At 70.8% G+C, this 11,142-nt stretch carries 11 protein-coding genes; 5 read left to right on the top strand and 6 right to left on the bottom strand.

The features are described 5' to 3' along the window. Positions 1–51: 51 nt before the first annotated feature. The 3 genes from JI739_RS17380 to rpoH form a co-directional block, all read right to left on the bottom strand. Complete coding sequence (locus JI739_RS17380) at positions 52–1,104, bottom strand: Bug family tripartite tricarboxylate transporter substrate binding protein (RefSeq protein ID WP_201685204.1); 1,053 nt, start codon at positions 1,102–1,104, stop codon at positions 52–54. 113 nt (positions 1,105–1,217) lie between these two features. Next, positions 1,218–2,909 (bottom strand): sensor domain-containing diguanylate cyclase, encoded by a 1,692-nt coding sequence (locus tag JI739_RS17375; RefSeq protein WP_201685203.1) that lies wholly within the window; start codon positions 2,907–2,909, stop codon positions 1,218–1,220. A gap of 80 nt (positions 2,910–2,989) precedes the next feature. Further along, positions 2,990–3,922 carry an RNA polymerase sigma factor RpoH gene (gene rpoH, locus JI739_RS17370; RefSeq protein WP_201685202.1) on the bottom strand — a complete coding sequence of 311 codons (933 nt, stop codon included), beginning with the start codon at positions 3,920–3,922 and terminating at the stop codon, positions 2,990–2,992. A gap of 88 nt (positions 3,923–4,010) precedes the next feature. Between rpoH and cutA the strand changes: the two genes are divergently transcribed. Then, complete coding sequence (gene cutA / locus JI739_RS17365) at positions 4,011–4,337, top strand: divalent-cation tolerance protein CutA (protein WP_201685201.1); 327 nt, start codon at positions 4,011–4,013, stop codon at positions 4,335–4,337. Between the two features lies 1 nt (position 4,338). Here the strand turns inward: cutA and selD are convergent, their stop codons facing one another. Together selD and senB are read right to left on the bottom strand one after the other, a co-directional pair. After that, the gene (gene selD / locus JI739_RS17360; RefSeq protein WP_201685200.1) at positions 4,339–5,403 is read right to left on the bottom strand and encodes a selenide, water dikinase SelD; all 1,065 of its coding nucleotides are present in this window, start codon (positions 5,401–5,403) and stop codon (positions 4,339–4,341) included. After that, positions 5,400–6,389: a selenoneine biosynthesis selenosugar synthase SenB gene (senB, locus tag JI739_RS17355; protein ID WP_201685199.1), complete on the bottom strand. Its 990-nt coding sequence runs from the start codon at positions 6,387–6,389 to the stop codon at positions 5,400–5,402. The genes selD and senB overlap by 4 nt, the downstream gene beginning before the upstream one ends. A 130-nt stretch (positions 6,390–6,519) precedes the next feature. Here senB and JI739_RS17350 point away from each other — a divergent pair, with 130 nt between their 5' ends. The 4 genes from JI739_RS17350 to phnE are packed head-to-tail and all read left to right on the top strand — an operon-like array spanning position 6,520 to position 9,906. Next, positions 6,520–7,380: a putative selenate ABC transporter substrate-binding protein gene (locus tag JI739_RS17350; RefSeq protein WP_201685198.1), complete on the top strand. Its 861-nt coding sequence runs from the start codon at positions 6,520–6,522 to the stop codon at positions 7,378–7,380. A gap of 13 nt (positions 7,381–7,393) precedes the next feature. Then, positions 7,394–8,221, top strand: coding sequence for a phosphonate ABC transporter ATP-binding protein (locus tag JI739_RS17345; RefSeq protein WP_201685197.1), 828 nt, complete (start codon positions 7,394–7,396; stop codon positions 8,219–8,221). A gap of 7 nt (positions 8,222–8,228) precedes the next feature. Beyond that, a complete protein-coding gene (locus tag JI739_RS17340) occupies positions 8,229–9,065 on the top strand; it encodes a PhnE/PtxC family ABC transporter permease (protein WP_201685196.1) in 837 nt (278 codons plus the stop codon). A gap of 10 nt (positions 9,066–9,075) precedes the next feature. Next, positions 9,076–9,906: a phosphonate ABC transporter, permease protein PhnE gene (gene phnE / locus JI739_RS17335; protein WP_201685433.1), complete on the top strand. Its 831-nt coding sequence runs from the start codon at positions 9,076–9,078 to the stop codon at positions 9,904–9,906. 1 nt (position 9,907) lies between these two features. On the opposite strand, the gene ftsY is transcribed toward phnE, so the two are convergent. Beyond that, positions 9,908–11,134: a signal recognition particle-docking protein FtsY gene (ftsY, locus tag JI739_RS17330; RefSeq protein ID WP_201685195.1), complete on the bottom strand. Its 1,227-nt coding sequence runs from the start codon at positions 11,132–11,134 to the stop codon at positions 9,908–9,910. Positions 11,135–11,142: the final 8 nt, after the last annotated feature.

Genomic DNA, 11,142 nt, shown 5'->3' with positions numbered 1-11,142 from the left:
GCCCCCCTCCGAGCACGCAGGTGCGCAGGGCATGGCGCCCTGCGCGGGGGGTCACTCCGCCTTGATGCCCCGCATCGCGATCACGCCGCCCAGCAGCATGGTGTCGGACTTGATGCGGTTGGCCAGGCCTTCAGGGGAGGTGCCGGCCACCTGCCAGCCCTGCTGGAACAGCTTGGCGCGCACGTCCGGGCTGCGGACGATGTCGCTGATCAGGCCGGACAGGCGGTTGACCAGGGGCCGCGGCATGCTGGCCGGCGCGGCCATCGCGTTCCAGACTTCCAGTTGCAACCCGCGCGTGGCGCCTTGTTCGTCCAGGCTGGGGTATTCCGGCGCCAGCGGGCTGCGGCCCAGTGATGTCGCGCCGATCACCCGCAGCTTGCCAGCGCGCACCTGCGGCAGGGCCAGGCCGATGGGCAGCAGCGCCAGCTGGATCTGGCCACTGAGCATGGCGTTGATCACCTGCGGGTTGCCGGGGTAGGGCACGTGCACCGGGTTGATGTTGGTCTTGGTCTTGAGCAACTCCATGCCGATGTGGCCGACGGTGCCGACGCCGGGCGTGCCGTAGCTCCACTTGTCACCGGCATTGCGCGCGGCCACGAAGAAGTCGAGGGCCGTCTTGCCGGGGCCATCGGCCGGGGCGGTGAGCAGCAGGGGCGCGGTGCCGATCAGGCTGATGGGCGCGAAGTCGCGCTGGGGATCGAAAGGCACCTTGGGGTTGAGCAGCCTGGCGATGGTCATGTTGCCGTTGATCATCAGCCCCAGGGTGTGCTGGTCGGTGGCCTTGGCCACCACGTCGGCCGCGATGTTGCCCCCGGCGCCCACCCGGTTCTCCACGATGACGGGCTGACCCAGCGCCTTCGACAGGGGCTCGGCGATGGTGCGAGCCGTGAGGTCGGGCGATGAGCCGCCGGGGAAGCCGACGACGATGCGCACCGGCCGGGACGGCCAGTCGGCAGGTGCGGACGCGGCAGCCGGACGTGCCGGCGTGGCGGGGGGGGCGCTGCGCGCAGGGGCGGCGGCGGGCTGGTTCTGGGCCAGGGCGGGCGCGCCGAAAGCGGCCAGGGGAAGCGCGACGAGGTGCCGGCGCGAGAGCTTGTGCGACATGGGTCTCCTGCGATCGAGTGACGAACAACGGGTGCGGCCACGGGGCCGTCCACGAGGTTGATGCTAACCGCTGCCGCAGAGCTCAAGCCAGGGGCAATTCCCTCATCGGCAACCTAGAAGTTCAGGGCGCGGATCGCACGTCGCGGGTCGGCGCGCATGGCATCGCAGGCTTGTGCGAGCCACTGCAGGCAGCGCGGGGCATCGAGCTCGCCATCGGGCAGCAGGATCACCGCCACGTGGAACTTCAGGTCGGTGTTGGGCGGCAGCACCGGGGCGTGCTGCAGCCCTTGCGCCACGATCTGCTGCGCACGCGAGATGGCGGTCGGCCCATGGGTCGGGCCCTCCAGCAGCAGCACGAAGTCGCGTTCGCCGACCCGCCCCGCCACGTCGAGGTCGCCACCGGCGCCGCGCAGGATGGAGGCCGCCACCACCAGGGCCCGCTCCGCGGTGCTACGGCCGAGGTCCTCCTCCAGCGTCTCCAGGTTGGTCAGGCGCACACCCAGCACCGCGCACAAGTGCCGCTGCCCGATCGCCCGCCGGATGGCCTCGTCCAGGCGCTGCAGGGTGGACTCGCGGTCGAACAGGCCCGTGAGCGCGTCGGCATGGTGCAGTTGCTGCGCGCGCAGCCCGGTTTCTCTGCGGCGCAAGGCGCGCCGGCTCAGGACGAAATAGATGATCGGCAGGTGGATGGCCGTGCCAATCGTCAGCGCGTGCCTGGCCAGGGCGGTGTTGGGCAGCAGGCCGACGGAATACAGCAGGGGGATGGCGGCAGCCGCCAGGACCGGCGTGAACCCGAGCGTGATGGTGCGGATGTACGGATCGCGACCCCGACGCCACGCCAGCACCAGCAGCGAGAGCGCCAGCGGCACCGCGGCCGCCATCAGCAGCGTCACCAGGACGAAGCTCGCACGCGTGGCCACGGACGCGTTGACCGCGACCGCCGCCAGCAGGGCGGCCAACAGGGCGCTGCAGGCCAGGTCGAGGGCGCGCGAGAACCGGGCCGGCTCGGTGAGGACCTTCACGAACCACAGGCCGGCGGCCGCGGCCGGCCCGGGCACGGCCAGGCGAGCCATGGCGTTCCAGTGAGGCTGGTCGGCCCAGAGCAGTTGCGCACCGACGCCCAGCACGACGAGCTGCACCGCGGTCAGCGCCACGATATAGGCGGCGAAGGCGGTGAACTTGCGCTCCCGGTACGCCGCGGCCAGGGCGAGCGCGCCCAGGATGAGCACGAGCAGGATGCCGAAGTAGCCGCCGAGCAGGAATTGCTCGTGGGCTCGCTCCTGTAGCAGTTCAGATTGGCTCAGCAGCGCCAGCGGCAGGCTCAGGTGGGAGTGATCACGCTCCAGCCGGACCCAATAGCGCGCGGTCTGGCCCGGCGGTGCCAGCTCGAAGGTCGGCACCCGGCCCGGTATCGACCACTCGCTCACCGGCAGCTGCTGGCCGGCGGTCTGCACGACCCAGCGGCCGTCGGCGCCACGCCAGTACAGCTGCATCCGGTCGACGGCCGGGTGCTTCAGGACGAGGAACCAGCGGCTGGCGGCCGGTGTGGTGGCCTCGAACTGCAGCCACAGGGTCTGGTCGTTCAAGCGCCAGGCGCGCTGCGGATCCAGGTGACCCCACTGCAGCGACCCGGCGCGCGAGACGACGGCGTCGATGTCCAGCGAACCGTGGGGGTCCACCCACGCCGTGGCCTGTGATAGCGATGGAGGCACCTGGGGTGCCGGCCCGGACGAGCCCGCCGCAATGGCCAGGCCATGCAGCGAAACCGTCGTCAGAAGAAACAGGATGAAACGGATGCAGGCCACCCGCCGATGGTGCCGCAAAAAAAGCCCGGGCTCAGCCGGGCTTCATGACAGGTGGGGCCGTAAGCCCTGCGGCCAGGCGATCAGGCGTAGGCGCTCAGGGCCTTCTTCATCTTCTTCATGGCCGCCGCCTCGATCTGGCGGATGCGCTCGGCCGACACGCCGTACTCGGCGGCCAGCTCGTGCAGCGTCATGCCGCCCGAGCCGTCGTCGTTCACGCGCAACCAGCGCTGCTCGACGATGCGGCGGCTGCGCGGGTCGAGCTGCTCCAGGGCGGCGGCGATGCCGTCGGTCGCCAGCTGGTCCCGCTGCTGCGACTCCAGCACCGCGGTCGGCTCATGGCTCATGTCGGTCAGATAGGCGATCGGCCCGAAGCCTTCTTCGCCATCGTCGTTGGGCGCGGGGTCGAGCAGCACGTCGCCACCGGCCATGCGCGTTTCCATCTCGATCACTTCTTCGCGCTTGACGTTCAGCTCGCGGGCCATCACCTCGATCTGCGCATCGGTCAGCGTGTCGCGGTGGGTAGGCGCATCCGCCTCGTCCTTGAAGCCTTGCTTCATGGACCGCAGGTTGAAGAACAGCTTGCGCTGCGCCTTGGTGGTGGCCACCTTGACCATGCGCCAGTTGCGCAGGATGTACTCGTGGATTTCCGCCCGGATCCAGTGCAGTGCATAGCTCACCAGCCGCACGCCCTGGTCGGGGTCGAAGCGCTTGACGGCCTTCATCAGGCCGATGTTGCCCTCCTGGATCAGGTCGCCATGGGGCAGGCCGTAGCCCAGGTATTTGCGCGACACCGAGACCACCAAGCGCAGGTGCGACAAGACCAGCCGCCCCGCGGCCTCGAGGTCGTTATGGTCGCGCAGCTTGCGGGCGCAGTCTTGCTCTTCTTCGGGGCTGAGCAGTGGCAGCCGGTTGACGGCGCTGATGTAGGCGTCCAGGTTGCCCAAAGGGGGCACCATGGCCCAGGGGTTGGCCAAGGCCAATCCGGTGCCGGGAGCTCCTGCGGAAGTGGACATGCCGAGGGATCCTTTCAAGTTCGTCATCATGTTAGCACTCGATTTGAGAGAGTGCTAAGCCACAAGTTCCACCCCGAAAGGAGACGTCATGACCGTGAATTCGATCCTCAGCCTCACCACCACGGTCGGGTCCGAGCTGGATGCCCAGCGCCTGGCGCGGGAGCTGGTGCAGGCCCGGCTGGCCGCTTGCGTGCAGGTGGACGGTGGGCTGGTTTCGCACTACCGCTGGGATGGCGCATCTCATGCCGATCGCGAGTGGCGGCTCACGATCAAGTCGCTGCCTCGGCTGCTGGCGCAGCTGCAGGCCTTTCTGGCGCAGCACCATCCGTACGAACTGCCCCAACTGGTGTGGCAGCAGCTGGACAGCAGCGAAGGCTACGCCGAGTGGGTCCGCTCGAACGTGATCGGCGCCTGAGTCAGCGCACCCGCAGGCGCGGCGACTCGCCGGAGACCACCTGCCCGATCACCGCGGCCTGCTCGAAGCCATGGACGCGGAACACGGACAGCACGGCCTCGACCGCCCCGGGTTCGCACGAGACCAGCAGGCCGCCGCTGGTTTGCGGATCGCTCAGCAAAGCCTGGTCGGCCGGGCCGAACCCCTGCGGCAGGGCGATGTCGGCGCCATAGCCGGCCCAGTTGCGGCTCGAAGCGCCGGTCACCAGTCCGTCGGCGGCCAGCGATTTCACCCCGTCCAGCAGCGGCACCCGGGCCCAGTCCAGTTCGATGCCGGCGCGAGCCCCGCGCGCCAGCTCCAGGGCATGGCCGGCGAGCCCGAAGCCGGTCACGTCGGTCAGGGCATGGACGCCGGGCAGCCGGGCCAGTTCGGGGCCAGGGGTGTTCAGGCGGGTGGTCGTGTCGATCAGGCGGGCATAGCCCGCGGCATCCAGTGCCTCTTTCTTCAGCGCCGCCGAGAGCACCCCGACGCCCAGCGGCTTGCCCAGCACCAGCACGTCACCCGGGCGGGCGTCGGCGTTGCGCTTGACCTGGCGCGGATGCACCAGCCCGAGGGCCACGAGACCGTAGATCGGCTCCACCGAGTCGATGGTGTGGCCGCCGGCAATCGGGATGCCGGCCGCGCGGCAGACCGTTTCGCCGCCTTCGAGGATGCGGCCGATGGTGGTGGTCGACAGCACGTTGATCGGCATGCCCACCAGGGCCAGCGCCATGATCGGTTGACCGCCCATGGCGTACACGTCGGAGATGGCGTTGGTGGCGGCGATGCGGCCGAAGTCGTACGGGTCGTCCACGATCGGCATGAAGAAGTCGGTGGTCGCGATCAGTGCCTGCTCGTCGTTGAGCTGGTAGACCGCGGCGTCGTCGGCGGTTTCGATGCCCACCAGCAGCTGCGGCGGAACCGGCATGCGGGCCGTTCCCTTGAGGATCTCGGACAGCACGCCCGGCGCGATCTTGCAGCCGCAGCCGCCGCCATGAGAGAGTGAGGTGAGGCGGGGCTCGTTGGTGGAGGCAGGCGGGGTGGTCATGGATGCAGTTCCTCGATCAGTTGGAGCAAAGCGGCGCGCTCGGCTTCGGGCGCGAACAGCGGCGCGCGTTCGTCGCATTGTCGTTGCAGCCACCCGAGCAGGGCGCCCGACGGGTCTTGCGCCGACAGCTGGGACTGCCGGCACCGTCGCAGCAGCGCGGCGAGGCCGGCCGAGTCACCGGGCTCGAAGTAGCCGCCGTAGCCGAGCCCCAGCATGCCCACGTTGCCGGGAACCCGGGAGGCCAGCACCGGCGTGCCGCTGCGCACGGCTTCCATGATCACGTGGGCGCCGCCCTCCATCGCGCTCGTGTGCACCAGCAAATGGGCGCGCTGGATGGTCTGGCGTGTCCGGCCGTGGGGCAGCGGGCCGAGCCAGCGGTAGTGGGGGCAGGCGGCCTGGGTGGCCTGCGCCTGTGCCCGGTAGGCCGGCTCGTCGGCGCCTCCGATGTGGTCGATCAGGATGCCCTCGTCGGCGCCGAGCAGTTGCGCCGCCTCGAAAAGCGTTTCAGGACTCTTCACCCGACGCAGGTGCCCCACCATCACCGCGCGCAGCCTGGCGGCGGTCTTGTCCAGTGGCACGCGGGCGGTGGTCGACTGGTAGATCACGCGGGCCTTGGCGCGGCCTGCTTCGGGCAGGGCGTCGAGCCCCTGGTCCTGCAGCACGACGAGGCGCTCGGCCCATTTCAACGACGCCTGCGCGGCGGGGTCGGAATGGATGTCCTGGTAAAGGTCGGTGCCGGTCAGCACCAGCACCAGGCCACGGGCGCTTCGCGCCTGCGCCCAGGCCCGTACCGAGTCGGCCGAGCGCCGCGCGTGCAGGGCCAGCATCAGGTCGTCGCCGGACCCGGTGGCGGCATCCCAGTGCTGCACGATGCGCACGGGAAAGCGCGTGGACAGCAGGTGGCGCCACCGTTGGGCCGTTTGCCAGTTGCCGTTGTTGGCGCTCGCCAGGGCGGGGCTGACGATGACGAGCGACGGGCGGGGCATGCCGCGGTTATACCCAAGCCCGGCGGCGCCAGGTGCCGGGCGCCTGGATGCGGGAATGGCGGCCCTCGCCAGGGCGATGGGCGCGTTTGGGGTGTAATCGCCGGCTTCCCGTCTACACGAGTCCCGCGTCATGAACCGCCTGGTTTCCCGCCGCGCCCTGCTGGCTTGCGCCCTGGCCGGCGCCCCCGTTCTGTCCCTGGCCCAGCAGCCCGTCTTTCGCATCACCGCGATTCCGGACGAGTCGCCGACCGAGCTCGCGCGCAAGTCCGCGCCCTTGGCCAGCTACCTGTCGCAGCGGCTGGGCATGAAGGTCGAATTCACCCCGGTGACCGACTACGCGGCCGCGGTGGAGGCGCTGGTGAACAAGCAGGTCGACCTGGCCTGGTTCGGCGGCTTCACCTTCGTGCAGGCCCACCAGCGCTCTGGCGGCAAGGTGCTGCCGCTGGTGCAGCGCGAGGAGGACGAGAAGTTCCGCTCGGTCTTCATCACGACCGACGAGGGCATCCGCTCGCTGGCCGACCTCAAGGGCAAGACGATGAGCTTCGGCTCGGCCTCCAGCACCTCGGGGCACCTGATGCCGCGCAGCTTCCTGCTCGCCGCCGGGCTGGACCCCGACCGCGACTTGCGCCGCGTCGCCTATTCGGGCGCGCACGATGCCACCGTGGCCGCCGTCGCCTCCGGCCGGGTCGACGCCGGCGCGCTCAACATCTCGGTCTGGGAGAAGCTGGTCGCCGATGGCAAGGTGGATGCGAAGCGCGTCCGCGTGTTCTTCACCACGCCGGCCTACTACGACTACAACTGGTCGGTCCATGCCGACATGCCGGCGGCCCGTCGCGCGGCGCTGCTCAAGGCCTTCCTCGAACTCTCGCCCGGCACGCCGCAGGGACGCGAGATCCTGGACTTGCAGCGGGCCACCCGCTTCATCCCCACGCAGGTCGAGAACTACAAGGGCATCGAGTCGGCGGCTCGCAGCGCCGGGCTGCTGAAGTGAGAAGGGCGTGGGCGTGAGGATCGAGCTGCGGCAGCTGTCGGCCGCGCACCCCGCCGCGTCGAGAACCGCCGGGCACGCGCTCACGGGCGTGGACCTGCAGTTGCACTCCGGCGAGCATGTGGCCGTCATCGGCCCGTCGGGCGCGGGCAAGACCACGCTGCTGCAAGCGCTGGCCTGCGCCTTGCGCCCGCAGGCGGGCAGTTTGCTGCTCGATGACGCCGATCCGTGGCGGCTTTCCCACCGCGCGCTGCAACGCCTGCGGGGCACGCTTTTCCTGGCGCCGCAGATGCCGCCGCTGCCGCCGCGCCAGCGGGTGGTGACGGCGGTTCTCGCCGGTCGGCTGCCCCGCATGAGCCTGTGGCAGAGCGTGCGCAGCCTGTTCTATCCCGTGGGCATCGCCGAGGCCGACGCGGCGCTGGAACGCTTCGACTTGGCCGACAAGCTGTTCGCCCGGGTCGATCGACTGTCCGGCGGCGAGCGCCAGCGTGTCGGTCTGGCGCGGGCGCTGCTGGCCCGTGCAAGCCTGCTGCTGGTCGATGAGCCGCTGTCGGCGCTGGACCCCACCCGGGCCCGCCAGGCACTGGCCAGCCTCACCAGCGCTGCGCGCGAGCAGCGTGCGACGCTGGTTTGCACGATGCACGACGTGCCCATGGCCCTGGCGCATTTCCCCCGCGTGGTCGGTATGCAGCAGGGCCGCGTCGCCTTCGACCTGCCCGCGGCGCAGGTCAGCCCGGCGCACCTGCAGGCCCTTTACGCCCAGCGGCCGGACGAGCTTGCCGGCGCGGCACCGCGGATCGAGCCCGACGACGTCGCCGGCCCGGTCACCATGCACTGCCGTTGACAGGCGCATGAGCACCGTCACAGCCCTGGCCCCGGTGCCGCGAGATCCCGCCTGGCGCGGGCGCGTCACCGGGCTGCTGCTCGCGGCCGTGGTGCTGTGGCCCTTGCTGCAGCTGGCCGAGTTCCGGCCCTGGGAGCTGCTGGAGCCGGACGCCCTGCGGGCATCGGGCCGCTTCCTGGCCGACTTCTTGCCGCCCCGGCTCGATGCCGAGTTCCTGGCCCTGGTGGCGCGGGAGACCTGGCGCACGGTCGCGATCGCCACTGCCGGGCTCACGCTCGGCCTGCTGCTGGCCGTGCCGCTCGCCCTGGCCTCGGTGCGCAGCCTGTCGGTGTCGGGGCTCGCCGGCCGCATGGCGCCGGTACCGTCTGCGCTGCGCTGGGCCGTGCGCGGCGTGCTGGTGGTGCTGCGCAGCGTGCCCGAACTGATCTGGGCACTGGTGTTCGTGCGGGTCGTGGGGCTGGGCCCCACCGCCGGCGTGCTCGCGATCGCGCTCACCTACGGCGGCATGCTGGGCAAGGTCTACGGCGACATTCTGGAAAGCGGCGACCGCCACGCCACGACCACGCTGTTGCGCAATGGTGCCGGCCGCATGCAGGCCTTTTTCTACGCTCTGCTGCCGCAGAACGGTGCCGAGCTGACCAGCTACACCGTGTACCGCTGGGAATGCGCCATCCGCTCCTCGGCCGTGCTCGGCTTTGTCGGCGCCGGCGGCCTGGGGCAGCAGATGGACCAGTCCATGAAGATGTTCAACGGCTCCGAGGTGGCCACCGTGCTGCTGGTCTTCGTCGGGCTGGTGGCGGCGACGGACCGCCTCAGTGCCTTCCTGCGGCGCAGCCTGGGGTAGGCGCATGACGATGCCCTCGCGCCCGCCCGCCGCCAACGAAGTGTTCCGGCTGCCGCCACCGCTGTTCAGCGCCCGCTGCCGCGCCTGCTGGTTCACCGCGGGCGCGCTGGTCCTGGTCATCCTGAGCTTCTGGTCGCTGGACCTGCAGTGGGGCCGGTTTTTCTCCGGCGACGCCCTGGGCCGCATGGGGCGTTTCGCCGCCGAGTTGCTGGCCCCGCGCACCGATGCCGCCTTCCTGGCGCGGCTCTGGCCGGCCGCGCTGGAGACGCTGGCGATGTCGGTCGTCGGCACCCTGCTGGCGGCCGTCGCGGGCCTGCTGCTGGCGCTGCCGGCCAGCCGCACCCATGCGCAGGACCGCGCGCGCTGGCGCGGGGCCACGCGGCTGCTGCTGAATGCGCTGCGCAGCGTGCCGGAGCTGATGTGGGCGGCGCTGCTGCTGGTGGCGGCCGGGCTGGGGCCGATGGCCGGCACGCTGGCCCTGGCGCTGCACACGACCGGCGTGCTGGGTCGGCTCTTCGCCGAAGCCATCGAAAACGCACCGGCCGGGCCCGGCTTCGCGTTGCGCGTGCGCGGCGTGGCCGAGGGGCGGGTGCTGCTCTATGCCACCTTGCCGCAGGTGCTGCCGCAGCTGGTGAGCTACACGCTCTACCGCTGGGAGAACAACATCCGCGCCGCCGCCGTGCTCGGTGTGGTCGGCGCGGGCGGGCTGGGCCAGATGCTGGCCTTCCACCTGGGCCTGTTCCAGATGCCCGAAACCGGGGCCGTGCTGGTCGTCATGCTCGTGATGGTGCTGGCCGTGGATGGCCTGAGCGTGCTGGCGCGGGTGCGGCTCGCGCGCTGACTCAGGCCTGGCCCAGCAGGGCCAGCGAAAACTCGCGGGCGTTGAACGTCTGCAGGTCGTCGAGCTTCTCGCCGACGCCGATGAAGAACACCGGCACGGGCTTCTCCTTGGCGATGGCGGCCAGCACGCCGCCCTTGGCCGTGCCGTCGAGCTTGGTGACGACCAGTCCGGTGAGGCCCAGCGCGGCGTCGAAGGACCTGACCTGGGCCAGGGCGTTCTGACCAGTGTTGCCGTCGATCACCAGGATCACTTCGTGCGGCGCACTGGCGTCGGCCTTTTGCACCACCCGCTTGATCTTCTTGAGCTCTTCCATCAGGTGCAGCTGGGTGGGCAGGCGGCCGGCCGTGTCGACCAGCACCACGTCCTTGCCGCGAGCGCGGCCGGCGCTGACCGCGTCGAAGCTCACGGCGGCCGGATCGCCGCCTTCCTGGCTCACGATCTCGACCTTGTTGCGGTCGGCCCAGACGGACAGCTGCTCGCGCGCTGCCGCGCGGAAGGTGTCGGCCGCTGCCAGCAGCACGGTGGCGTTCTCGCGCGCCAGGTGCCAGGTGAGCTTGCCGATGGAGGTGGTCTTGCCCGCGCCGTTGACGCCGGCGACCATGATCACCGTGGGCTGGTGCTCGCCGATCACCAGCGGCTTTTGCAGTGGCAGCAAGAGCTGGGTGAGCACGTCCGCCAGGATGTTGCGCACCTGTACCGGGCGGGTGGCCCCGGTGGCCTGCACCTTGCGCTTGACCTCCGCCAGCAGCCATTCCGTGGCGGCCACACCGGTATCGGCCAGCAGCAGGGCCGACTCGAGCTCCTCGTACAGGGCATCATCGATCTGGCCGCCGGTGAACACCTGCGACAGGCTCGCTCCGGTCTTGCGCAAGCCCACGCTGAGCTTGCCGAACCAGCCCTGCCGCTCGGGGGCGACCTCGGGTGGCGCCGCCACCGGGATGTCCATCGAGCGCACCAGCTGGCTGCCGATCAGCCCTCCCGAAGGCAAGCTGGACTCCACGGGTTCGGGGGCCGACGGAATCGGCGCCGCAGGTGGCGGGGCGACCGGCGCGGGCTCGGGTGCCGCAACGATCGGCGCCGGCGCCGGAGGCGGCTCGACAGGAGCGGACGCCGGAGCCGGAGCGGGTATGGGCGCCGGTAAGGGGGCGGGGGCGGGCGTGGTGTCGAGCACCGGCGCGGGTGCCGGCGGCGGGGGAGGCGGCTGTTTTTTCCGGAAGAAACTGAACATCGATCGGT

Origin of the sequence: Ramlibacter aurantiacus, assembly GCF_016722895.1 — a bacterium.
Classification (GTDB): Bacteria; Pseudomonadota; Gammaproteobacteria; order Burkholderiales; family Burkholderiaceae_C; genus Ramlibacter; species Ramlibacter aurantiacus.
Note: the sequence above shows the minus strand (reverse complement) of the source record. Positions and strands in the feature narration are given on the sequence as shown.

Bases quoted from the DNA above. Each gene is read 5' to 3' on its own strand.
- JI739_RS17380 (WP_201685204.1), bottom strand. From the start codon at position 1,104: ATGTCGCACAAGCTCTCGCGCCGGCACCTCGTCGCGCTTCCCCTGGCC.
- rpoH (WP_201685202.1), bottom strand. From the start codon at position 3,922: ATGTCCACTTCCGCAGGAGCTCCCGGCACCGGATTGGCCTTGGCCAAC.
- cutA (WP_201685201.1), top strand. From the start codon at position 4,011: ATGACCGTGAATTCGATCCTCAGCCTCACCACCACGGTCGGGTCCGAG.
- selD (WP_201685200.1), bottom strand. From the start codon at position 5,403: ATGACCACCCCGCCTGCCTCCACCAACGAGCCCCGCCTCACCTCACTC.
- senB (WP_201685199.1), bottom strand. From the start codon at position 6,389: ATGCCCCGCCCGTCGCTCGTCATCGTCAGCCCCGCCCTGGCGAGCGCC.
- JI739_RS17350 (WP_201685198.1), top strand. From the start codon at position 6,520: ATGAACCGCCTGGTTTCCCGCCGCGCCCTGCTGGCTTGCGCCCTGGCC.
- JI739_RS17340 (WP_201685196.1), top strand. From the start codon at position 8,229: ATGAGCACCGTCACAGCCCTGGCCCCGGTGCCGCGAGATCCCGCCTGG.
- phnE (WP_201685433.1), top strand. From the start codon at position 9,076: ATGCCCTCGCGCCCGCCCGCCGCCAACGAAGTGTTCCGGCTGCCGCCA.
- ftsY (WP_201685195.1), bottom strand. From the start codon at position 11,134: ATGTTCAGTTTCTTCCGGAAAAAACAGCCGCCTCCCCCGCCGCCGGCA.